General features: G+C 65.4%; 21 protein-coding genes and 1 tRNA gene. 11 read left to right on the forward strand and 11 right to left on the reverse strand.

Going from position 1 to position 21,164, the window contains the following annotated elements:
* Positions 1–20: 20 nt before the first annotated feature.
* The gene (locus tag AB4Y72_RS07495) at positions 21–1,103 is read right to left on the reverse strand and encodes an ABC transporter ATP-binding protein (protein ID WP_441425529.1); all 1,083 of its coding nucleotides are present in this window, start codon (positions 1,101–1,103) and stop codon (positions 21–23) included.
* A 262-nt stretch (positions 1,104–1,365) separates the two neighbouring features.
* Here AB4Y72_RS07495 and AB4Y72_RS07500 point away from each other — a divergent pair, with 262 nt between their 5' ends.
* Positions 1,366–1,776, forward strand: a complete 411-nt coding sequence (locus AB4Y72_RS07500; RefSeq protein WP_441425530.1) for a VOC family protein — start codon at positions 1,366–1,368, stop codon at positions 1,774–1,776.
* Between the two features lie 17 nt (positions 1,777–1,793).
* Here AB4Y72_RS07500 and otsB read toward each other — a convergent pair whose 3' ends face one another.
* Entirely contained in the window at positions 1,794–2,618 is an 825-nt protein-coding gene (otsB, locus tag AB4Y72_RS07505; protein WP_441425531.1) for a trehalose-phosphatase, read from the reverse strand.
* Positions 2,608–4,128 (reverse strand): alpha,alpha-trehalose-phosphate synthase (UDP-forming), encoded by a 1,521-nt coding sequence (locus AB4Y72_RS07510; RefSeq protein ID WP_441425532.1) that lies wholly within the window; start codon positions 4,126–4,128, stop codon positions 2,608–2,610. Before AB4Y72_RS07510 ends, otsB begins: the two co-directional genes overlap by 11 nt.
* 182 nt (positions 4,129–4,310) lie before the next feature.
* On the opposite strand from AB4Y72_RS07510, the gene AB4Y72_RS07515 reads away from it, so the two are divergent.
* Together AB4Y72_RS07515 and AB4Y72_RS07520 are read left to right on the forward strand one after the other, a co-directional pair.
* Positions 4,311–5,201: a DsbA family protein gene (locus tag AB4Y72_RS07515; protein ID WP_441425533.1), complete on the forward strand. Its 891-nt coding sequence runs from the start codon at positions 4,311–4,313 to the stop codon at positions 5,199–5,201.
* A gap of 230 nt (positions 5,202–5,431) precedes the next feature.
* A tRNA-Thr gene (locus AB4Y72_RS07520) sits at positions 5,432–5,508 on the forward strand.
* A gap of 199 nt (positions 5,509–5,707) precedes the next feature.
* Here AB4Y72_RS07520 and AB4Y72_RS07525 read toward each other — a convergent pair.
* The 4 genes from AB4Y72_RS07525 to AB4Y72_RS07540 form a co-directional block, all read right to left on the reverse strand.
* Positions 5,708–7,498 carry an adenylyl cyclase gene (locus tag AB4Y72_RS07525; RefSeq protein ID WP_441425534.1) on the reverse strand — a complete coding sequence of 597 codons (1,791 nt, stop codon included), beginning with the start codon at positions 7,496–7,498 and terminating at the stop codon, positions 5,708–5,710.
* Positions 7,499–8,160: 662 nt separating this feature from the next.
* The gene (locus AB4Y72_RS07530) at positions 8,161–9,729 is read right to left on the reverse strand and encodes an APC family permease (protein WP_441425535.1); all 1,569 of its coding nucleotides are present in this window, start codon (positions 9,727–9,729) and stop codon (positions 8,161–8,163) included.
* Complete coding sequence (locus AB4Y72_RS07535) at positions 9,726–10,784, reverse strand: agmatine deiminase family protein (RefSeq protein WP_441425536.1); 1,059 nt, start codon at positions 10,782–10,784, stop codon at positions 9,726–9,728. The genes AB4Y72_RS07530 and AB4Y72_RS07535 overlap by 4 nt, the downstream gene beginning before the upstream one ends.
* Positions 10,781–11,878: a nitrilase-related carbon-nitrogen hydrolase gene (locus AB4Y72_RS07540; protein ID WP_441425537.1), complete on the reverse strand. Its 1,098-nt coding sequence runs from the start codon at positions 11,876–11,878 to the stop codon at positions 10,781–10,783. The genes AB4Y72_RS07535 and AB4Y72_RS07540 overlap by 4 nt, the downstream gene beginning before the upstream one ends.
* 243 nt (positions 11,879–12,121) lie before the next feature.
* Here AB4Y72_RS07540 and AB4Y72_RS07545 point away from each other — a divergent pair, with 243 nt between their 5' ends.
* Together AB4Y72_RS07545 and AB4Y72_RS07550 are read left to right on the forward strand one after the other, a co-directional pair.
* Positions 12,122–12,613 carry a GyrI-like domain-containing protein gene (locus AB4Y72_RS07545; RefSeq protein WP_441425538.1) on the forward strand — a complete coding sequence of 164 codons (492 nt, stop codon included), beginning with the start codon at positions 12,122–12,124 and terminating at the stop codon, positions 12,611–12,613.
* A 169-nt stretch (positions 12,614–12,782) separates the two neighbouring features.
* The gene (locus tag AB4Y72_RS07550; protein ID WP_390205829.1) at positions 12,783–13,085 is read left to right on the forward strand and encodes a DUF4193 domain-containing protein; all 303 of its coding nucleotides are present in this window, start codon (positions 12,783–12,785) and stop codon (positions 13,083–13,085) included.
* 108 nt (positions 13,086–13,193) lie between these two features.
* Here the strand turns inward: AB4Y72_RS07550 and fliW are convergent, their stop codons facing one another.
* Genes fliW through AB4Y72_RS07570 form a run of 4 tightly spaced genes read right to left on the reverse strand, consistent with a single transcriptional unit; the run spans position 13,194 to position 16,438 of the window.
* A complete protein-coding gene (fliW, locus tag AB4Y72_RS07555; protein WP_441425539.1) occupies positions 13,194–13,583 on the reverse strand; it encodes a flagellar assembly protein FliW in 390 nt (129 codons plus the stop codon).
* A gap of 11 nt (positions 13,584–13,594) precedes the next feature.
* Positions 13,595–14,518 (reverse strand): flagellar hook-associated protein FlgL, encoded by a 924-nt coding sequence (flgL, locus tag AB4Y72_RS07560; protein ID WP_441425540.1) that lies wholly within the window; start codon positions 14,516–14,518, stop codon positions 13,595–13,597.
* Positions 14,519–14,520: 2 nt separating this feature from the next.
* Positions 14,521–15,939: a flagellar hook-associated protein FlgK gene (gene flgK / locus AB4Y72_RS07565; RefSeq protein WP_441425541.1), complete on the reverse strand. Its 1,419-nt coding sequence runs from the start codon at positions 15,937–15,939 to the stop codon at positions 14,521–14,523.
* 10 nt (positions 15,940–15,949) lie between these two features.
* Positions 15,950–16,438, reverse strand: coding sequence for a flagellar protein FlgN (locus tag AB4Y72_RS07570; RefSeq protein ID WP_441425542.1), 489 nt, complete (start codon positions 16,436–16,438; stop codon positions 15,950–15,952).
* A 293-nt stretch (positions 16,439–16,731) separates the two neighbouring features.
* Here AB4Y72_RS07570 and AB4Y72_RS07575 point away from each other — a divergent pair, with 293 nt between their 5' ends.
* The 6 genes from AB4Y72_RS07575 to AB4Y72_RS07600 all read left to right on the forward strand — a co-directional run bounded on the left by AB4Y72_RS07575 (position 16,732) and on the right by AB4Y72_RS07600 (position 21,025).
* Positions 16,732–17,619 carry a flagellin N-terminal helical domain-containing protein gene (locus AB4Y72_RS07575; protein WP_441425543.1) on the forward strand — a complete coding sequence of 296 codons (888 nt, stop codon included), beginning with the start codon at positions 16,732–16,734 and terminating at the stop codon, positions 17,617–17,619.
* Positions 17,620–17,754: 135 nt separating this feature from the next.
* A complete protein-coding gene (gene fliD, locus AB4Y72_RS07580; RefSeq protein WP_441425544.1) occupies positions 17,755–19,143 on the forward strand; it encodes a flagellar filament capping protein FliD in 1,389 nt (462 codons plus the stop codon).
* 3 nt (positions 19,144–19,146) lie between these two features.
* A complete protein-coding gene (locus AB4Y72_RS07585) occupies positions 19,147–19,494 on the forward strand; it encodes a hypothetical protein (RefSeq protein ID WP_441425545.1) in 348 nt (115 codons plus the stop codon).
* Between the two features lie 169 nt (positions 19,495–19,663).
* Positions 19,664–20,107 carry a flagellin hook IN motif-containing protein gene (locus AB4Y72_RS07590; protein WP_441425546.1) on the forward strand — a complete coding sequence of 148 codons (444 nt, stop codon included), beginning with the start codon at positions 19,664–19,666 and terminating at the stop codon, positions 20,105–20,107.
* On the forward strand, positions 20,104–20,607 hold the full coding sequence (locus AB4Y72_RS07595) for a flagellar export chaperone FliS (RefSeq protein ID WP_441425547.1): 504 nt from the start codon (positions 20,104–20,106) through the stop codon (positions 20,605–20,607). The genes AB4Y72_RS07590 and AB4Y72_RS07595 overlap by 4 nt, the downstream gene beginning before the upstream one ends.
* A gap of 10 nt (positions 20,608–20,617) precedes the next feature.
* Positions 20,618–21,025, forward strand: a complete 408-nt coding sequence (locus AB4Y72_RS07600) for a hypothetical protein (protein WP_441425548.1) — start codon at positions 20,618–20,620, stop codon at positions 21,023–21,025.
* The last annotated feature ends 139 nt before the right edge of the window (positions 21,026–21,164 follow it).

Here is a 21,164-nt window from a genome sequence, read left to right on the forward strand (position 1 = left end):
GCGGAGCGAAGTTACGGGGACTAGTCGCCGAGGCGCAGACCGGTCTTGGTGTCGAACAGGTGCACGTGGCCTGACTGCGGGCGGACCCAGATGGACTCACCCTTCATCGGGGGGCGGCGGCCGTCGACGCGGGCCACGATGTCGTAGCTCGTGCCGTCCAGTGTGGTGTGGCCGTAGACATAGGCGTCGGCGCCGAGTTCCTCGACGACGTCGACCTCGACCTGGAGGCCCTCGCCCTGGGCGACCGTTTCAAGGTCTTCCGGACGTGAACCGAGGGTCACGGTCTGGCCGTGGGCCTCTTCGAGGACGTCGCGCGGAACCGGGTAGACGGTGCCGCCGAACTGCACGCCGCCGTCGACGACCGGCAGTTCGAGCAGGTTCATGGCGGGGGAGCCGATGAAGCCGGCCACGAAAACGTTCTTCGGCTTGTCGTAGAGGTTGCGCGGGGTGTCGACCTGCATGAGCAGCCCGTCCTTCAGCACGGCGACGCGGTCACCCATGGTCATGGCCTCGACCTGGTCGTGGGTCACGTAGACGGTGGTGACGCCGAGGCGGCGGGTCAGGGACGCGATCTGGGTGCGGGTCTGCACGCGCAGCTTGGCATCAAGGTTGGACAGCGGCTCGTCCATGAGGAAGACCTGCGGGTTACGCACGATTGCGCGGCCCATGGCAACACGCTGGCGCTGGCCGCCGGAGAGTGCCTTCGGCTTGCGATCCAGGTACGGCTCGAGGTCCAGCAGCTTGGCGGCTTCCCGGACGCGCTCGGCGCGCTCTTCCTTGCTGACACCGGCGATCTTCAGCGCGAAGCCCATGTTGTCCGCGACGGTCATGTGCGGGTACAGGGCGTAGTTCTGGAACACCATGGCGATGTCGCGGTCCTTCGGCGGAACGTCCGTGACGTCACGGTCGCCAATGAGGATGCGGCCGGAGTTGACGTCCTCAAGGCCTGCGAGCATGCGCAGGGAGGTCGACTTTCCGCAGCCGGAGGGTCCAACGAGGACGAGGAATTCGCCGTCGGCGATATCGATGTTGAGCTTGTCAACAGCGGGCTTCTCGGTGCCCGGGTATAGACGTGTTGCGTTATCAAAAGTAACTGTAGCCACAGTTATCAATCCCTTCACCGGCAGGTACGTGCCGGACGATCCGTAGTGAATGGTCGTTTTATGCAGTTGTTAATTCAATTATGGGTTCTCATGCGCATACTCCTCGGCCGAAGCCGAGGAGTATCCAGTGACGCCGCACGGTAGTTGTGCGCCACATCACAACTAGAGTATGTCAGATTTATGGCATTTGGGCTAAAAAGTTACGGATGTCACACGTGGGGTCCGTCACGTGGCGCCAGATGTGGGTGTGTAGGCTGTGCGCATGACGGCACTGCAGATCTATGTCAGTTTCCCCGGCACGGCGCGTGAAGCACTCAGCTTCTATGCCGACGTTTTCGGGGGAGAGCTTGCCTTGTTCACATACGAGGAGTTCAGCCGCAGCGATGGGCCGCCGGATGCCATTGCCCACGGACAGCTGAGCGGCGCAGTCGCTTTGGCCGGGTCGGACGCGGCTGCAGGCGAGAAGAGCGTCCGGTTCGAAGGCCTCATGCTCTCGCTGTTGGGGACGGCGGAACCGGCAGTGCTCCACGAGTGGTTCGACAAGCTCGCCGTTGACGGCCGGGTGATCGACCCCCTTTCCCCGCGGCCCTGGGGCGCAACAGATGGCCAGGTCGTCGACCGTCACGGACTGCACTGGTTGATCGGCTACGAACAGTCGGCCTCACCGAGTTAGTTGGGGGAGTGAGGCCGTTAGCTGTTGACGGCCTTCTTCCGCTCACGCAGCAGTGCCTCCAGCAGTTCGCAGACGTGCACCGGTGACTCGATCCGGAACTCGGCCTGGGTGAAATCAAGCCCGACTTTCACGCCGAGATCGCCCGGGACGAGGCTGGCCAGGGCGTCCTCGTCGGTGGTGTCGTCCCCGGCGAAGGCCACCGCCGTGGCTCCGGTGGCCTGCCGCAGGAAGGCGATGCCCTCGCCTTTGGAGGCGTGCACCACCGAGGTCTCCAGGACACGGTTGCCGGTCTTGAGGAACACCCCGCTGCGGTCCTGCAGGACCGCCCGCGCCGCGGCGACGGCGTCCTCGGCAACGTCCCCGGACGCGAGCCGGGTGTGCAGGACGACGCCGGCCGGCTTGTCCTCCAGCAGCGTCCCGGGGGCCTGCTCCACGATTTCCGCAAGCTCCTTCCGGACTTCGGCCAGCAGTTCCCGCTGGTCGTCGTCGAGCATGAGCTGCGAGGACCCGGGCCCCATCCAGACCTCGGCGCCGTGGCTGCCGATCAGAAGTGTCTTCTCGGGCGGGGAGGCGACGGCCCGCAGGCTGTCCAGCGCCCGGCCGGAGATGAGCGCCGTCGTGGTCCGGGGAAGTTCCGCCAGGGCCGCGAAGGCGGCGGCGGAGCGCGGGAGCGCGCGGGCGTCGGCCGCGTGATCCACGAGCGGTGACATGGTGCCGTCGAAGTCCATCGCCACGAGCAGGTGATCGGTGCCGGCGACGCGCCGCACCGCCTCCAGCAGTTCGGGGGACAGCGACAGCGGGGCCGTTTCCGGATTGTTGGTGCCTGCGGCGTCAGGAGTCATCGCGCACAACCTTTTCGGCAAGGGCGGCCAGGAAGTCCGAGGACCAGAGGTCGACGTCGTGGTCCAGGATCTGCTTGCGCATGGCCCGCATCCGCCGGGATGCCTCGGCCGGCTGCATGTTGACGGCCCTCATGATGGTGTCTTTCAAGCCGTCGATGTCGTGAGGGTTCATCAGCAGGGCCTGCTTGAGCTGGTCGGCGGCGCCGGCAAATTCACTGAGCACCAGTGCGCCGTCGTTGTTCGTCCGGGCCGTGACGTATTCCTTAGCCACCAGGTTCATGCCGTCGCGCAGGGCCGTGACCAGCATGACGTCCGCGGCCAGGTACAGCGCCACCATCTCCTCGATGGGGTAGCTGTGGTGCAGGTAGCGGACGGCGGTGCTCTCCATGGTGTCGAAGGTGCCGTTGATGTGGCCCACGGTGCCCTCGACCTCCTCGCGGAGCAGCCGGTACTGTTCCACGCGTTCCCGGCTGGGGCTGGCCACCTGGATCAGGGTCGCGTCCTCGACGGTTACCTTGCCGTCCTGCAGCAGCTCCTCGTAGGCCTTGAGCCGGTGCCTGATGCCCTTGGTGTAGTCGAGCCGGTCGACGCCGAGCAGGATGGTCTTGGGATTGCCGAGATCCCGGCGGATCTGCTGGGCGCGCTCAATGACTTCCGGCTTCTTGGCCAGCTCGCTGATCTGCTTGACGTCGATGGAGATCGGAAACGCCTGGGCCCGGGCAATGTGGGTGGTGTCGCCGTCGTTCCCCCTGACATGGACCTGCTGCTGCTTGACGCTGGCGCCCAGGAACCGCCGGGCCGAGCGCATGAAGTTTCCGGCGTCACTGCTGCGCTGGAAGCCCACCAGGTCCGCACCGAGCAGGCCGTCGATGATCGCGCGGCGCCACGGGAGCTGGGCGAAGATTTCCGGCGGCGGGAACGGGATGTGGTTGAAGAACCCGATCTTCAGGTCAGGCCGGGCCTCCCGGAGCATCTTCGGGACCAGCTGGAGCTGATAGTCCTGCACCCAGACCGTGGCGCCCTCGGCCGCGTGGTGGATGGTGGCGTCGGCGAACCTGCGGTTGACCTTCCGGTAGGAGTCCCACCAGGTGCGGTGGAACTCCGGCGGGGCGATCACGTCGTGATAGAGCGGCCACAACGTGGCGTTGGAGAATCCCTCGTAGAAGAGTTCGATGTCATCCGTGCTCAGCTGGACGGGGATGAGGTCAATGCCGCCGTGGCTGAAGGGCTTGACGGTTTCATCGGGTGCGCCGTGCCAGCCCACCCAGGCGCCGTCCGTCTTGGTCATCATCGGGGCCAGTGCAGTCACGAGTCCGCCGGGGGAGCGGCGCCAGCCGTCCTCGCAGCCGGGCTCGTCGGCGGAGCAGCGGTCCACGGGCAACCGGTTGGACACCACAATGAAGTCGAACTGATCCCCCGCCCCGGCGCTCTCTGCGGCGCCGTCCGTGGCTCTCGGCGCAGCTGTAGTGGTCTCGTGTGCGCCGTGGCCGGCGCGGTCCGTTGCTTCCATTGGTGCCCCCTTGGGGTCGTTCGCGGCTCTCCGTCAACCCTAGCCGCACGGAATCTTCCGGGCTATTCGTCCGTTGGGCAGGCGGAAGGGAAACTTGAAAGCGCAAGCTCTCGGGTTTCTCCCCTAAAATGATGAAGTTGCCACTGAGTGGACCGTCCCTGGCCGAACGACCCGAGGAACCAATGAGCCCCGCAAACGAACCCCGACAGTCTAAGGCCGAGCGCACGGCCGCGGCACGCGAGAAAGCGCGTGAGATCCGCGAGGCGCAGCTGAAGAAGGACAAGCGCAACAAGCTGCTGATCGGCTGGGGCATTGTTGCCGCCGTCGTCGCCATCATTGTGATCGTGGCGCTCGTGGTCACGTCGAACATCAAGAACAACGCCCCGGTTGCCGACGAGGGACCCACTCCGGCCAACGGCAACATCCACGGCGGCGTCACCCTGCTGGCGAATAACGCCGTTGCCAAGACCGATCCCGCGACGGTGAAGATTTCGGACCTCCCGTCCGCGCCGGCCACCCCGCCGTCTCCGGTCAAGGCCCCGGGCGCGGAGGCCGAGGCCGGCAAGCCGGTCAAGGTGGTCCTCTACGTCGACTTCATCTGCCCCGTCTGCAAGGACTTCGAGGCGCAGTACAACGGGACCATGACCAAGCTGCGCAATGACGGCAAGATCACCGTGGAATACCGCCCCCTCGGCTTCCTCGACAGCCGGTCCACCACGAACTACTCCTCGCGCGCGGCCAACGCTGCGGCCTGTGTGGTGAACGAATCGCCGGAGAAGTACTCGGACTTCTTCGACCAGCTGTACGCGAAGCAGCCGGCCGAAGGCAGCGCAGGGCTCTCCGATGCTGAGCTGAAGAAGATGGCCACCGACGTCGGGGCCAAGAGCATCGACCAGTGTGTGGATGACAAGACCTACCGTCCGTACGTGAAGCACACCACCCAGGAAGCCGCGGTGATCGGCGTGACCGGCACGCCCACCGTGTTCGTCGATGGCAAGCAGTGGGGCGTTGGCGATAGCGCCAAGACCCCGTTCGACCAGTTCCTGCAGGCCGCGGTCGACGCCAAGAAGTAACCGTCTGCGGCACTGTCGCTGGCACGGACGAAGGCGACGGCGCGCCGTTGAGGGCCCGGCCCGGATCACTCCGGCGCCGGGCCTTCGTTTTGGCCGTCGCTTCGCGCTTTGCTTCGCGGCAGGGGCGTTGCGCGTTTTTCTCACCCGGCGTCGGTGGGCTACCCTTGTCTAGCGCCCTGATATCTGCGCCTTATTTCATTCTGGTGTGTGGATAGTCAGGCTGCAGGAATGCCTCCTTAGCTCAGTTGGCCAGAGCACCGCTCTTGTAAAGCGGGGGTCGTCGGTTCGAATCCGACAGGGGGCCCCACGAACCCCTCCATTCCAGCGATTTTGCCCGGGATGGAGGGGTTTCTTATGCCCGAAAAGTCGTCGCTACACGGTTGCGACACGCTTTCGGGAGGATGGGCAATGCCCGTCAGCGATCTGCCGGCATAAAAGAAGCATGAAAATAGGGCGCCCCCGTGGTCAAAGGACCACGGGGGCGCCCGCGTGTTCTGTCGAGACGGTCAGCCGCCGTAGGTCGTGACTGTTTCCGGCCCCTGGTGCGTCGGTGTGACGGCGCCGCCGGTGTCGTTGATGACGTGGTCGATAGTTCCGGCGCCGTTTAGCGAGACTGTGCTCAGGTCGTGCAGCTTCACGCCAGCCGTCTGCGGCACTTCGAACGCGTGGCTTGCGTGCAGGCTCGGGTCGACGTTCGTGAAGATGTAGCTGCCGCCGCCCCATAGTTCGTGGGTTTTGACGGTGTCTGCCACCTTGTAGGCGGCGTAGCCGAGCGTGCTGCCGTGCTGCCATGCGGCCTGGTTCGGGGCATCGTAGGGCAGCTCGTTTTGGAAGAACACGGTTTTGCCCTGCTCGCCGTTCCAGATCACGTTGTACTTCTGGAAGTGCTCCACGAAGAGGCCAGTGGCGGTGACGTCGTCTCCGTTCACCACGAGGCCGGTGTCGGAGGTATTCTGCGTCCAGCCGACACCGCCGATGCCGTGGTCGGCGCGCCAGAGCCACAGGTCGTCCAGCAGCACGTTGTCACTGTCGACCTGTACGCCGACGGTCGCCTTCCCTGCGTGCGCGCCGCCGACGCGCAGGAACACGTCCTGCATCGAGATCGGGTCCGCGGCGCTCGAACCACCCCGGCCGCGTTGATGCTTCGTGCCAACCTGGATCAGCACCGGCGAGTTGACCGGGCCGGCGTCGACGGTGACCCCGGCCACGTCCACGCCGGGTACGTCGTCAATGACGAGCGGGGTGGAGCCGCCCTCCGCGGTCAAGGTGGCGAGGCCGAGGCCCAGCACGACCGTGCCTGCCCGCTTGACGCGGATGGACTGATCGACGGAGTAGACACCCGGCGTCAGCAGCAGGTTCTTGCCGCCGGCGAGGGCTGCGTTGATCCGGCTGATCGAATCGCCGGGCTTCGCGACGAAGAAGTCCGAAAGCGGGATGGAGCGGCCGGAGGAGCCGCCCGTCGCCCAGGCGGCGCCGGACGAGTTCGTCTTCGCGGAAGGTGCGACGACCGCCAGGCCTTGGTCCCCGTGTACCAGGTACGGCTTTTCACGCACCGCAGGAGTGGCAGCGAGCGTGGTGTACGGCGGGTTCGGGAACGACTGCGCCGGGGCCCCCTGCACCCCGGAGAAGACCTGGTTCCACACCGCATTAGACCAACTCGAAACACTGCTGTCACGGGTATAGAACTGCTGCTGGCTCCCGTTCACGATCCCCGATTCGGCCTTCGAATCGGCAAGGAAGCCCCCGCTCGCGTAGGACGGGCCCGTGCAGTAATCCATGAAGGACAGCTGCTGCCCGGTCACGTGGACCCGGCGCATCGGAGCGGCTTGGGAAACAGCCCAGAACTCGGCCGAACCGTGACAGCCGTTACCGCCTACCGCGTTGATGTGCAGGTTCGAGACGGAGCGCCAGAAGTTGTCGAGGGCGATGCAGTTGCTCGTGCCGTTGTTGGTGCACCGGTTGTACACGTCGACGTGGCCGTTGATCGTGACGTCGTCGGGGGAAGCGCCGAGGCCTGCAACCTCCGTGTAGTAGCCGACCTGGAACACGAGCGGGTTCGCGGCCGAGCCGTAGGTTCCCGGCTCGAAAAGCAGGGCGTAGCGGCCCGTACCCATCTCGCTGTCGACCTGCTGCTTGGCAATGGCGTCAACCTTTGCCTGAATCTGGGCTTGCGGCATATCGGGCGTGAAGACGACTACATTTGGGCCGAGGTCGGGAGTCGAGGTCGCCGGCGCGGCGACAGCCGCCGGTGCTGATGCGAAGACGCCGAGCGCAGCCGCCAACGCCGCGGCGGCCAAGCCCGTACCGCGACGCCGCAACTTGGTCGCGACTGGTAGTGATGGTGATGACAGGGACACCGTTGGACCTGCTTCCGTGAGAGACCGGCAGGGTGCTGTTAACGCAGGGGAACCGTTCTGGCTCCCGGGACGGGCACCGCTGACCTTCGGGAGGGGTGGAACCGCACAAATGTAACAGCTGGGTCAGGAGATGGGCGTCAGCCGGTGACGGTTTTCTGAATTGCCGCAAACTTAGGTGTCAACGGGCGCCGGGTGTGCCGGGCCCTCGTCTAGGTGATATCGACGGACAGCTGTTGATAGGCGGCGTGGAGTTCTTGCCACCGCGCCCGGGCGTCGCAGCGCTCACGGCCGGCGAGGAAGGCGTCGAGATCCTCGACGTGGATTGCCGTCGGCTGCTCGCAGCGTGCCCAGAGTGCGAACGCTTCCAGGTCTGTTGGTGGTCATCGGGCGCTCCTTCGGTGGCCGCATGCCGCGTGCTGTCTCGGTGTGCAGGGCATCCAGCCCTTGTTACCAAGGCGGGTACGTGCCCGTCAAGATCGACAGGACGCCTCGATCACGTGGGTCTGCCGCGCATCGGCTGGCGTCGGCAAGGCGCGCGAAAGACGTACGGCCCTGCTCCCGGAGTCCGGGAGCAGGGCCGTAGGTCGCTGGAAACCGGGCGGTTACTCCGGAACCACCAGGGCGGGGGTGTCCTTCCGGATGGTCTCGCCGCGGAAGAAGCCCGGGTGCAGTTTCGCGGCGACCAGCATGATCACGAGGCCAAGGGCGAGGATGCCGATCCCCAAGATGAACACCAGGCCTACCCCGAAGACCTCCGAGCCGCTGCCGAATTCCGGTGCCCAGCTGTCCACGGCGGTCTGGAAGAAGACCACGGTGAGGACCAGGCCGCCCAGGACCGGGAACAGCAGCCGCATGAAGAAGTTGCGGACGCTGGAGAACAGGCTGTGCCGGAAGTACCATGTGCAGGCGAACGCCGTGAGGCCGTAGTAGAAGCAGATCATCAGGCCCAGGGCCATGATGGTGTCGTTGAGGACGTTTTCGCTGACCACCTTCATGACGGCGTAGAAACCACCGGAAATCGCGCCGGCAATCACCGTGGCGAAGCCCGGGGATCCGAAGCGCTTGCTGACGGATGCGAAGCGCGGCGGCAGGGCGCCGTAGTGGCCCATCGCCAGCAGGCTACGGGCGGGGGAGGCCATGGTGGACTGCAGCGACGATGCGGTGCCGGAGAGTACGGCCAGGGACATCAGGATGGCCAGCGGACCCATGACCGGGGAGGCCAGTGCTGCAAAGATGTTCGACTGGTTGTCCGGGTTGTTCAGGCCGATGCCGTCCGCTCCGGTGCCGGCCACCATCATGGTGGCGACGATCGCGACCAGGTAGAGGGCCAGGACGGCGACCGCCGTCGTGGTTCCTGCCCGGCCCGCGGTGCCCTTGCCACCCTTGGTTTCCTCATTCACGGTAAGGCAGACGTCCCAGCCCCAGTAGACGAAGACGGCCAGCGACATGCCGGCGGCGAACTGCTCGAAGCTGCCGATCTTCATCGGGTTGAACCAGTCCCAGCTGAAGGCGATGGAGGTGCCCGCGTCACCCGAGGCGGCGTGGGTGAGCGCCATGACGACGAAGATGCCCAGGACGAGCACCTGGAATCCGACCATGGTGTACTGCACCAGCTTGGTGGCGTGCAGGCCGCGGTAGCTGACCCAGACGGCCAATGCCACGAACACCAGACACGTGATGATGTTTACGGCCGTGTTGGAGGTCAGGTCCGCGAGATCCGGGTTGTTGAACACCTGGGCGAGGAAGAGGTAGAAGAAGTCCACCGCGACGCCGGCCAGGTTGGACAGGACAATGATGTTGGCGGCCAGCAGCCCCCAGCCTCCCATCCAGCCGACGAACGGACCGAATGCCTTGGTGGCCCAGGTGAAGGTGGTGCCGCTGTCCGGGGAATCGGCGTTGAGTTCCCGGTAGGCGAACGCCACGAGGATCATGGGGATGAATGCGACGATGAAGATCGCCGGGAGCTGCAGGCCGACGGCGCCGACGGCGGGTCCCAGCGAACTGGTCAGGCTGTAGGCCGGTGCCACGGAGGAAATGCCCAGGACCACGACGGCGAGCAGGCCCAGCTGGCCGCCCTTGAGACCCTTGCCGGTGATGCCGTGCTTGGAACCGGCCGGGTCGACGACGTCGTGCGTGATGGTGCCGTCTTCGCGGCCGATTGTCTGACTCATTGCTGACCTTTTTTCTGGGGGGAGGGCGTCTTCTGGGTGGACGGTTGCTGTTGGGTGATGCAGTGGATGCCGCCGCCGCGGGCGAAGAGCTCGCGGGCGTCGATGCCGACCACCGTGCGGCCGGGGTAGGCGTCCCCGAGGATGCGCAGCGCCTTCTCGTCCATCGGGTCGTCGAACGTGCAGGCGATAACGCCGCCGTTGACCACCAGGTGGTTGATGTAGCTGTAGTCGACGAAGCCGTCCTCGTCGCTCAGGACCTCCGGGGCCGGGACCTCGATGATGTTCCAATGCCGGCCCGCCGCGTCCCGGGTGCTGGCAAGGTGGCTGATGATGTCCCGGCTGACCTGGAAGTCGGGGTGGGCCGGGTTCTGCTGGGAATGGACCAGCAGGGTGCCCGGGGACGGGATGGCCGCGACGATGTCGACGTGGCCGCGGGTGCCGAACCGTTCCGAATCCCGGGTCAGTCCGCGGGGAAGCCAAACGACGTGGCTGGCGCCGAGGGTCCGGGCCAGCTCGGCCTCGACATCCGCCTTGGTGAGCCCGGGGTTGCGGCCCGGATCCAGCTGCACGGTCTCCGTGACGAGGACCGTGCCTTCGCCGTCCACATGGATGCCGCCGCCCTCGTTCACCAGGGGCGAGACGACGTGGCTGGCACCGGAACGCGCCGCGACGGCAGCCGCCACAAGTGAGTCCTTGTCCCAGGCCGCCCAGTCCTGCCCGCCCCAGCCGTTGAAGACCCAGTCCACGGCGCCAAGCCGGCCGGCGTCGTCCAAGACGAACGTGGGGCCAATGTCCCGCATCCAGGCGTCGTTCAGGGCGGCGGGAACCACCTCGACCTCCGGGCGGAGGTACCGGGCGGCGGTCTGCGCATCGTCCGGCGCCACCAGCATGGTGACCGGTTCGAAGTCCACGACGGCGTTCGCGACGGCGGCCCAGACGGAGCGGGCGGCGTGGGCTTCTGCTTCGGTCTCGCCCAGGGTGTAGCCGCCGGTGGGGAACGCCATCCACACGCGGTCCTGGGGTGCCGTTTCGGACGGCATCCGCCAGATGCTCATGCGAAGGCCTTCTGCGTGGTCGCCTTCTGGGCGTTCGCTTTCTGTGCAGTGGGCTCTTGTGCTTTGGTCTCTTGTGCAGTGCCCTCCTGTGCTTCGGGGCCCAGCGGGGCGTCGGGCCGCACGGGTTCGGTCAGCCGCGCATAGGTGTCCGGGCGGCGCGTGGCCAGGAAGGGGAAGAGCGTGAGCCAGTCCCGGCGCTGGTCCAGGTCGAGGTCGGCGACGAGCACGGCGGATTCATCCCGCGGCGCCTGGACGAGGATCCGGCCGTAGGGATCGGAGATGAAGGAGGAACCGTAGAAGTTCAGCGTGCCTTCGCTGCCGTACCGGTTGGGGACCACCATGAACAGCCCGTTGGCAATGCCGTTGCCCACAATGACCTGCTGCCACAGCGGCTGGGTGTCGAAGTCCGGGTGGTCCGGTTCGGAGCCGATCGCGGTGGGGTAGACCAGCAGTTCGGCCCCGCCGAGGGAGTAGATCCGCGCCAGCTCCGGGAACCATTCGTCCCAGCAGGTGGGCATGCCCAGGCGTGCGCCGCCGAGTTCGGCGGGGGAGTGGACCTCGTAGGCGTCGTCGCCGTTAGGGCCTTGGCGGAAGAACTGGTCCTCGTAGTAGCCGGCCGTGACCGGGATATGCAGCTTGTGGGTGCGGCCCAGGAGCTTGCCCTCGGGGGATACCAGGATGGCGGTGTTCAGGCCGAGTCCGTCATCGGAGCCGTCCGGGTTTTCCGCCTTCTGGTATAGCGAGGCATGCACGCAGACTCCATGCCTGCGGGCCGCGTCGGCCGCGAAGCGGAACGTGGGGCCGGTGAATAGGTCCTCGGCGATGTCCGAGGGCCGCGGGCGCGTGCTTCCCCCGGCGGTGTCGTTTTCGGGAGGGGTGTCGGCAGGGTAGCGGGACAGTGTGAGCTCGGGCAGGAAGACGACGGTGGCTCCCAGCAGGGCGGCCCGAGCGATCCCTTCGTCCAATTCGGCGCGCAGCGCGGCGGCGTCAGGCTGCCAGCGGTGCTGCACGACGCCGACCCGCAGCGCCGGGCGGCTGGAGGGCAGCGTGCGGGCGAGGGAGGGCGGGGTGTCGAGGGAAGTGATTTCGATCATGGCTACTCCAGTGAGACGGGCGTCACATAAATGAACAGTGTTCATTTAGTATCGGGGTGATCGGCGCGCGGGGCAAGACCTAATATGAATAAAGTTCATTTAGTTTTTCGCTGCGGGGCTGGGACCCAGGCCGGAGCACGTCCCGGGGCACCTGCGGGGCCGCTGTCGGGCAGTCCCGGGCCGCCGTCGGGCGCGGGTCGTAAGGCCCTAGACCGTGCAAAGGACACAGCACAGTCTGGGCGTATGACAGAAGCGACCCCCGGAACTCCGGACATCAAACCTGCTCAACTCGAGGAAAAGTCGACGGCGGTGGTGCGCGAGATTGTGCCGATGAACGCGTTGCGAGACTTTTTCGGCCGCGCCTTCGGCGCCGTCATGACCACGGTGCAGGAGCAGCATGTCCAGTTGGCCGGCCCCCCGTTTGCGCTGTACCGCGGGATGCCGACCGACGTCGTCGACGTCGAAGCCGGGTTCCCCCTGGCCGCACCCTTCAAGAGTGCGGGCGGTGAGGACGCCACGGTCGTCGCCGGGAGCCTGCCTGCGGGCCGGGCGTACGAGGCGATGCACGTCGGCCCCTATGAATCGCTGCAGCACACCTACGGCGCGATCATGGCGCGGATGCAGGAGGATGGTGCGAGCCCGGGGGAGGCTATGTGGGAGTACTACCTCACTGATCCGGGCGTCGAACCCGACCCGGCAAAATGGCAAACCCTCGTGGTCTGGCCGGTCGCGTGAAAAGCGTGAAAAGTATGACTTGATTGCCGCGAAGTGTCGTTTTCAGGCACCCGAACGACGCATAGTGTCGCTTTGGCCACACTATTCTTCAACTCCACGCATAATGTCCTAAACTGCTTCACTGAGGTGCCTGAAATGGCGCTGTGCAGCAACGAAAGTGAACCCCGATATGGCTACCGATTACGACGCCCCACGCAAGACAGAAGAAGAATCTCCCGCTGAGTCGCTGGAGGCCCTTCAGGCGTCCCGCGGTGGTGGCGCGCAGACTGCTGTGATCGACGTCGATGAGAACGACACCGCGGAAGGGATCGATCTTCCGGGGGCGGATCTGTCCGGCGAAGAGCTGACCGTCATTGTTGTTCCCGAGCAGTCCGACGAATTCACCTGTGCCTCCTGCTTCCTGGTCCGCCACAGGTCCCAGGTGGCCCTCGAAAAGAACGGCATGAAGTACTGCCGCGACTGCGAAGGCTAAGAAACTCGCAACTGTTGGCCCAGTGAGACCACTTGAAGCGCCGGACCCGTCAGGGTGCCGGCGCTTCGCCGTTTCCGGCTTGGTTCCCGGCTTGCCGGACCACGTGGGCTAGAGCGAGTTGAGCTCGGCCCGCAGCGGGTAGTCCCGGCCGTCCAGCACGAGCTGGGTGCAGCGGCCCGTGCGGCGGTTGAGAATAATCGGCGCCATGAGGTTGACGGTGGTCGAACCGGGAGCATGGTTGACCACGATCAGGACCTGGGGCTGCTCGCGCTCGCCGAACTCCAGGGCCTCCAGCGAGGCGGCCGGAATCGGCGGAACGTAGCTCGGGGCGAACATGGCGGCGTCGGCCAGGAACAGCCGCACCGGGGTGGAACCCGCCTCCAGCGCGTAGAGGCCGGCCGCGCCTTCGACGCTGCGCAGCGAAAAGTCGTGCAGCTCCTCGAAGCCCGGCATGGGGGCGGTGAATGTGAGGGGCAGGCTGGTGACGGGAGTGTCCATGACCGGGGCGCTCACCGCAGGAAGTCCATCAGCGTGGGCTGAAGAACCTTCGCCGTGGCGGCCAGGGCCACCTGGTAGTTGGTCTCCTGAAGCTTCAGGTCCATGATGACGCTGCCGAGATCTGCCTTCTCGATTCCCGTTTTCTGGGCATCCAAGGTGGCCTCCAAATCTGTGTTGACGCTGCCGGCACGTTCCAACTGTGCCTGCCGTGTTCCGATATCCGCACGTCCGTTGACAACATTCTTGAATCCGGCGTCGAGTTGCGCCAACCGGGGCGAAATGTCGGTACCCGAGCGCAGGTCGCTGGTGATCTGGCTGACGGTGGCAAATATCGAGCTGTTGCCGGTGCCGAAGATTGCTTGGCCGTCGGCGTCGACCCTGATGGTTTGGTTGGCACTGACGCGTCGCTCCACCGAGCCGTTGGCGAGCCCCTGGTAGACGGGCGGTGTTCCCGTGTCGCCTGGAATGCTGGGGTTCGGTGGCGTGCCGGGAGTGAACGCGCCAGCGGTATCTGAGCTTCCCGCAAAAATGTTTCGGCCCAAATGCTGGGTGTTGGCGATCGACAGCAGGTCCTGGTTCAGACCGTCCAGTTCGGACGCAATGGCGTCTTTTCCTGACTGGTTGAGTGTGCCGTTGCCGGCCTGGACCGTCAGGTCACGCATCTTGTTCAGCAGATTGGTGGCTTGCCCTAGGGCGGAATCGGCCGCGGTCAGCCAGCTGTCGCCGTCGTCGATGTTGCGGCCGTACTGGGCCGCGGCCGCCTGCCGAGAACGTGTCTGGAGCGCCTGGGCGGTCGCAGCGGGGTCATCCGACGGCCGCTTGATTTTGTCCAATGTGGACGCCTTGTCCTGCAACTCGGCGAGCTTGGACTGCTGCGTCTGGAGGTTGCGCTGGGCAGCCGACGTCATAGTCAAATTCGTAACCCGGTTCAGCATGTCTACCTTCCTACCAGCCCAGTGTGGTTGATCAAAACGTCCAAGGCCTCATCCACGGCGGTCATGACTCGGGCCGCGGCCTGGTAGGCGTGCTGGTTGGTGAGCAGGCTGACGTTTTCTTCGTCAAGGCTCACCGAGGCGCTGGAGGCGCGGTTCGTCAGTGCCGAGGTCGACGCGGCGGACATGAGGCTTTCTTGTTGCTGGGCGCCGCGGGACTGAACTCCGATGTTGGTGACGATCCCCTGCCAGAGGGCGTCGGGGGAGGCTGCGCCCGTGCCAAGTTGCGCGATCTTGTCTGCAACACTGCCGTCCAGATTTCCCGCGCCCGCAACACCGGAGGCGATTTCACCGACGCCCTGCGGGACTACCGTGAGGCTGAGGGCGGCGGGACCCGTGAGTGCAGTTTCGAAGAAGTTGCCAGCTGTCGCGCCCGTGGACGTCTGCTGGCCGGCGTGGACCGCGTTGACCGCGTCCCGGAGGTTGCCGGCGAACTGGTTGTAGGAGGCGGCGGCCTCGGCGATGGCTCCGCCGGAGCCTGCAGCGGCCGGTGCCAGGACGGACAACGCCCCGGCGATTTCTCCGCCGTCGAGTCCTGCAGTGCCTCCGGGGTTTGACCACTCCACATGCGGGGGGTCGCCGGCCGCCTGATCCATGGATGTGGAACCCTTCAGGACCAGTGAGCGCGTTGAGCTGCCCATGACGAGGGCGTTGCCACCCACGTGGACGTCCACCGTGCCGTCGGCCTGTTCGCGGACCGTCCCGCCCGCGAGCCGGGAAATGGTCTCGGTGAGTTTGGCCCGGGCATCGATCAGCTCATTTGCTGATCCGCCGGCGGCCAGAGTGGAGCGGATGGTGGTGTTGTAGGCGGCCACCTGGGTGGCGGCGGCGTTGACTTCGTCGACGGCGGTCGAGGCCTGGCCGCGTACGCTGGTCCACTGGGCGTCGAGGGCCTGGTAGGAAGCCGAGATCTTAGCGGTCAGATCGTTCCCAGCCTGCAGGACAAGACCGGCCGGAGCTGACTCGCCAGGGTGGTTGGCCGCGCCCTGCCAGGCTGACCAGAACGCCTGCAGGGAGGCCGATATGCCGTTGTCTCCGGGTTCATTGAGGACACTTTCGATTCCCTGCAGGGCCGAGGACCTGACGCTGGCGTAACCTGCTTGGGCGCCCGCGGAGCGAACGCTTGAGTCCAGGAAGCTGTTGCCCAGCCGTGCGATGCCGTCCACGGACACGCCTTGGCCCGCGGCCGGAGCCCCGGTGCCGAACAGGCCCTGGGCGGGAGCGGCCATGGACGACTGCTCCACGCGTTGCCGCGTGTAGCCCTCCGTGGCGGCGTTGGCGATGTTCTGGCCGGCAACGTTCATCGCCTGCTGGGCGGCGGTCAGTCCGCGGTAGGCGGTGTTCAGGGCGCCGAAGGTGCTCATGGTCGCTTCCTTAGAATTGCTTGTCGAAGATGCGTGAGCCGGAGGAGTCCCCGGTCTTGCCGTGGGCGTCGTAGGTGCCGGCCGCAGCGCTGGGCCGCAGGTCAGCCAGCGACTCCTGGGTGGAACGGACGGCGGTGCGCAGGTACTGCTCGTTGGAGTCGCGCAGTTCCTTGATGAGTGCCGTTTGGCGCGTCAGCGCCGTCAGATGCGCGGTGAGCACCTCGGACCAGGCACCTTCCGGCGCCGCGGCGGCGAGTTCGCCGAGGCTGGCGTCCGTGGGCAGGCCCCAAGTTTCGGCGACGACGGCGGCCTCGATGGTCCGCGCCAGGCTCGCCTGAGACAGGTGCCCGAGTACCTGCTCCACTTCCCGGGTGCCGTGTGGGAGCCAACGGGACTTGCCGGCAGTGAGCAGCAGTTGCTCTTCTTCAAGTTTGAAAGTGAGAACGTCCAGAAGTTCACGCTCCCGCCACAGCAGGGCTGAAAGTTCGTGGATGGCCATGGTCCGGACGGCTCCCTCATAGGTGACTGGTGCGGTTTCTGAAGTAATGCCTGCAGAGGCATCTTTGCATCGTGCGGATGATGCAGCCTGAAGCAGGATTCGTACAAACTATCGGCAGGGTTTCCGCAGCCGTTAGCTGGAATAAGGCTGATTGCAAGCGGAATGCGGCGCATTGGAGTTTCCGAAAACAATTTTGAGTTTCTCCTTACCTGTGGTTCTGAAACGGCGATAACTACTCCTGAAGGCCCACGGATGGGCCGTCGATTACAGTCCCAATCACGGAGGAAAACACCATGGGCATGATGATTAACACCAACACGATGGCGAACAACGCCTACCGCAACCTGAACAACACGCAGGACGCTGTCTCCAAGTCGATGGAGAAGCTCTCCAGCGGCCTGCGCATCAACCGTGCTGCTGACGACGCGGCTGGCCTGTCCATCTCGGAAGGCCTGAAATCACAGGTCAACGCCTCGGCCGTTGCGGGCCGCAATGCGCAGGACGGCATCAGTGCCATCCAGACCACTGAAGGCGCGCTGACCGAGGTCACGTCCATCCTGCAGCGCATGCGTGACCTTGCTGTCCAAGGCTCGAACGACACCAACAACAGCGACGCCCGCGATGCCATCGGCAAGGAAGGCATCGCCCTCGGCAAGGAGCTGGACCGTCTCACCAATGGCACCAACTTCAACGGTATCGACCTGCTGAAGGGCAAGAACGGCACCGGCGTCGATCCGGTCGCGGGCACCCTGAGCATCCAGGTCGGCACCGGTGTCAGCAACACTAACGACATCATCAAGGTCACGGTCGGGGACGTGGCCACGGCAGTGAATGGGGCTCTTCCGGCCGACGTGCTGTCCGACCCCACCTCCAACGCTGGCTTCGACGTTTCGTCCTCCACGAACGCGCAGTCGACGATCGGCCGCATCGACACCGCGATCAAGAACATCTCCGCACAGCGCGCCGATCTGGGTGCCACCCAGAACCGTCTGGAACACGCCTCGAAGACCCTCCAGGTCTCCGGCGAGAACCTGTCCGCCGCTTCTTCGCGCATCACGGACACCGACATGGCGCAGGAAATGGTCAAGTTCACTAAGGCCAACATCATGTCCCAGGCCGGTACCGCAATGCTGGCTCAGGCCAACCAGTCCGGCCAGGGCGTTCTGTCGCTCCTGCGCTAGACAATAGCGGAACCGTAAAAACGGATCTCCTCGTCGCCGGTGGCGGTTAGGTCGGGCACTTTACCCGCCTGACCGCCATCGGTGTATGAATCCCTTGCCGATCCCGGTATCAAGCACCACCCGGAAGGAACTCCTGTGGGAACAGCGATTGATGGTCTGTCCAGTGGACTGGACACAACGTCCATGATCAACGCCCTGATGTCTGTCGAGGCGCTGCCGCAGACGCAGCTGAAGACAAAAATGGCGTCGGATCAGTCGATGATCAGCTCCTTGCAGGGGCTCAACACCCGTCTGACGCTCCTCAACAGCACCGCCTCTGGAGACGCCGCGGCCAACGCGCTGAACCTGTTCACCGCCAGCACCTCCGCGCCGTCCCTCACCGCCAGCGCGAGCACTTCCGCGGTGGCCGGGACCCTCGATGTAACGGTCACCAGGCTCGCTCAGACGCAGGTCGATGTCACCGCTGCGATGGCTTCCTGGCCGGTCGACGCCGGAGGAGCGCCCGCGAAGCTGACCATCGTGGATGCCACGGGCAAGCAGACGGAGATCAACCCTGCCTCCACCTCGCTCGACGACGTGGTCACGGCCATCAACTCGGCTGCCGGAGGGGCGGCCGCCGTGAAAGTCCCGGCCGGCAATGGCACCTACCGCCTCCAGCTCACCGCGACCGCTTCCGGTGCGGCCGGCGCTTTTCAGATCTACCAGGGCAGCGCCGCGGACGTCACTGCGGGCACCGCCGTTGACATGATGGCGGATCCTGCCGCCGCCGTCGTGCGGACCGCCCAGGACGCCGAAGCCGTCCTCTACGCAGGGACGGCCGCCGAACAGAAGATCAACTCGGCAACGAATACGTTCACGAATTTGCTCCCCGGGGTTTCGGTGACCGCGACAGCCATCAGCGCCGCACCGGTCACCGTCACCGTCGCCAGCGACACGGCTTCGATCACCCAGAAAGCCGGAGACCTCGTCAAGGCCGTCAATGACGCCCTCGGTTACATCTCAGACAACAGCGCGGTCACGACGACCACGACCTCCGCAGGAGCCTCGGCCGCCAAAGGCGGAATCTTCACCGGCAACTCCAGCGTCCGCGCCGTAGGCGATGCGCTGTTCAACGCAATGGCCGCACCCGTCAACGGCAAGTCCCCCTCCGAATACGGCATCGTGATCACGCGTGACGGAAACTTCACTTTCGACAAGGACAAGCTCGCGACGGCCCTGGCGAGCGATCCTGCCGGTACGAGTGCCGCGCTCCAGACAATCGCATCCCGTGTCGCAGCCACCACGCAGAGCGCCACGGACCCGGCGCAAGGCTCTGTGACGTCACTCATCAAGGGCCAACAATCCGAGGTCACGGACCTGACTAGCCAGATCTCAGACTGGGACACGCGGCTCTCTGACCGACGCGCGGCCCTGCAGTCCCAGTTCACCAATATGGAAGTCCTGCTTGGGGGGTTGAAAGCCCAGTCATCTTGGCTAACCGGCCAGCTTGCCGGGCTGTCCACGTCCTCCTCGAGCGGAAATTAGGCAATGACTACCACCGCCCTCCATCCTCAGGTTCCGGCTCATCTCCTTGACGGCTCCTCGACGCTCGATGAGACCACAGCACTTTGGACCGCGATCTTGAACCGGCTCGAGGCTGACCTCGCTGTGGCCCTTTCGGGTGTGGAACCTGAACCATGGGCTGCGCCGCTTGCTCCCGGGCCCATCCCGGCGGAACTGGAAGACCGGGCGCGGCGGGTTCTTGAAGCCCAGCAGGAGAGCATCGCCATTCTCACGAAGAATCGACAAGTCGCCGCAGCACATCTGGAGGCACTCAATTCAGTCCCGGGTTCGTCAGGCTCAGGCCATGCGCTCCTCGTTGACGTCCGAGGCTGACATGCAGGCCCGTGATAGGGCGCTCACTGCCATACAAGCCCGTTCAAGTTGTTCTCAAATTTCACTAACGCACAGCCCTTGGTATGCCGAGAACTGATGGTGAGCAGGGATTGCTCCAGGCTCGGCGCCAACCGGGCCGTTTCGTTCCTACGCCGGAAGGCAGGCCGCTATGACCCAGGTGTCCTCGCAAAAGGTATTCGTCTGGCCGTTCACCACCATCACGATCAACAGCGGTGGCACTCCAGTTACGGTCACGCCGGCTACTAGCTCCATCGACGACGTCGCAGCAGCCGTCAACGGCGCCAATGCGGGGATCAAGGCCAGCAAGGTACCGGCAGGCGGTGGACAGTACCGACTGGAATTTTCAGCTAATAAGTCGGGAGCAGCGGCGACCCTCGTCCCGGACTCCAAGAACGCTCACCTGAAGATCGACGCGCAGCCCGGGGATGCGGCGGACCGTCCATCCGGCTGGGACAGCGGGCTGGTTGCCCGGCAGTCCATTCTCCAGCGATCCCAGTCCGCCCTCGACGTGTCGCTCAGCGAAATCAAGTCCCAGTCTGCCTGGCTCTCAGCGCAGATCTTCGGCCCCTCCACAGGAAGCACCCCGGCATGACCTCGACAAGCTATGGAAGCGCAGCCCAGCGGAACCAGTATTTGGCGGATTCCGTGCTCTCGGCCCCACCAGCGAGGCTGCTGACCATGCTCTACGACCGGCTCCTGCTGGACCTTGGCCGCGCGGAGACCGCGCAGCAGGCCGCTAACTGGCCCGTCGCCTCGGAGAATCTCCTTCATGCGCAGGCCATCATTACTGAATTGGCTTCGTCCTTGAAGGTAGACGTCTGGGACGGTGCTGACGGACTGCTGGGCATCTACAACTACGCTTTGACTGCCCTGGTCAACGCCAACATCCAGCGCAATCCTGCCTTGACCCGCGAAGCTATTGAGCTGTTGGAACCCCTGCGCCAGGCCTGGCATGATGCTGCTGCGGCAATTCCCGCGCCGGCGACGGGCGCAGCCCCTTTCCCGGCCAGGGCCGCCACACCCGCGTTCGCGGGAACGGGGGCCTGGAACACACAGCCAGGAACAGGTGGCGGGAGCCTCGGTTTTGGGTAACCACACGGGCGTGGAAACTGGTTTTGGGGGAGCCAGCTTCGACCACACCGATTCAACCCCGGCCGAGTCCCCGGTTCCAGACACCACCCTGGCCGCCTGGCTGGCTGTCCTGGACGTGCTCGAAATGGCTGTACAGGCCGCCGAACGCACCCTGAAGGATCCGCTGGGCCCACTCGCCTCACCCGCCGGGTCCGTGGCGGAGCCGCGGCCGGAAAAGCGCTGGACCCCGCCATCCTTGCCGGGGCAGTTACCGGCGGCTGCCCGGCGCCGCGCCACCGCCCTGGCAGCGGCCCAGGAGCGCGTTGCGCGCCGGCTGGAGGAGGCCCGGCAGGACGTAGCCCGGCAGCTCCAGGCGGTCTCCTCGGTGCCCGGCGTCGGAGGCCCGTCCGGCGCGATCTACCTCGATGTCAACGGCTAAGAATCGCCGGCTCCAAAACATCTGAAATACTCTCTTGATTTCCCCTAACGCGGCGCTGAGCAGTGCCGATAACCACTGTAAGAGCACGGATCGCTCGTTTCCCGGCCACGGATCGGCCACCCTCCACCTTTCCCAGGCA

The sequence above is a fragment of the Arthrobacter sp. YAF34 genome (genome assembly GCF_052113245.1).
Lineage (GTDB): Bacteria > Actinomycetota > Actinomycetes > Actinomycetales > Micrococcaceae > Arthrobacter.

What these genes read in the sequence shown, in the direction of transcription:
- AB4Y72_RS07500 (WP_441425530.1), top strand. Translation starts at nt 1,366, where the DNA reads ATGACGGCACTGCAGATCTATGTCAGTTTCCCCGGCACGGCGCGTGAA.
- otsB (WP_441425531.1), bottom strand. Translation starts at nt 2,618, where the DNA reads ATGACTCCTGACGCCGCAGGCACCAACAATCCGGAAACGGCCCCGCTG.
- AB4Y72_RS07510 (WP_441425532.1), bottom strand. Translation starts at nt 4,128, where the DNA reads ATGGAAGCAACGGACCGCGCCGGCCACGGCGCACACGAGACCACTACA.
- AB4Y72_RS07515 (WP_441425533.1), top strand. Translation starts at nt 4,311, where the DNA reads ATGAGCCCCGCAAACGAACCCCGACAGTCTAAGGCCGAGCGCACGGCC.
- AB4Y72_RS07530 (WP_441425535.1), bottom strand. Translation starts at nt 9,729, where the DNA reads ATGAGTCAGACAATCGGCCGCGAAGACGGCACCATCACGCACGACGTC.
- AB4Y72_RS07535 (WP_441425536.1), bottom strand. Translation starts at nt 10,784, where the DNA reads ATGAGCATCTGGCGGATGCCGTCCGAAACGGCACCCCAGGACCGCGTG.
- AB4Y72_RS07540 (WP_441425537.1), bottom strand. Translation starts at nt 11,878, where the DNA reads ATGATCGAAATCACTTCCCTCGACACCCCGCCCTCCCTCGCCCGCACG.
- AB4Y72_RS07545 (WP_441425538.1), top strand. Translation starts at nt 12,122, where the DNA reads ATGACAGAAGCGACCCCCGGAACTCCGGACATCAAACCTGCTCAACTC.
- AB4Y72_RS07550 (WP_390205829.1), top strand. Translation starts at nt 12,783, where the DNA reads ATGGCTACCGATTACGACGCCCCACGCAAGACAGAAGAAGAATCTCCC.
- fliW (WP_441425539.1), bottom strand. Translation starts at nt 13,583, where the DNA reads ATGGACACTCCCGTCACCAGCCTGCCCCTCACATTCACCGCCCCCATG.
- flgL (WP_441425540.1), bottom strand. Translation starts at nt 14,518, where the DNA reads ATGCTGAACCGGGTTACGAATTTGACTATGACGTCGGCTGCCCAGCGC.
- flgK (WP_441425541.1), bottom strand. Translation starts at nt 15,939, where the DNA reads ATGAGCACCTTCGGCGCCCTGAACACCGCCTACCGCGGACTGACCGCC.
- AB4Y72_RS07570 (WP_441425542.1), bottom strand. Translation starts at nt 16,438, where the DNA reads ATGGCCATCCACGAACTTTCAGCCCTGCTGTGGCGGGAGCGTGAACTT.
- AB4Y72_RS07575 (WP_441425543.1), top strand. Translation starts at nt 16,732, where the DNA reads ATGGGCATGATGATTAACACCAACACGATGGCGAACAACGCCTACCGC.
- AB4Y72_RS07585 (WP_441425545.1), top strand. Translation starts at nt 19,147, where the DNA reads ATGACTACCACCGCCCTCCATCCTCAGGTTCCGGCTCATCTCCTTGAC.
- AB4Y72_RS07590 (WP_441425546.1), top strand. Translation starts at nt 19,664, where the DNA reads ATGACCCAGGTGTCCTCGCAAAAGGTATTCGTCTGGCCGTTCACCACC.
- AB4Y72_RS07595 (WP_441425547.1), top strand. Translation starts at nt 20,104, where the DNA reads ATGACCTCGACAAGCTATGGAAGCGCAGCCCAGCGGAACCAGTATTTG.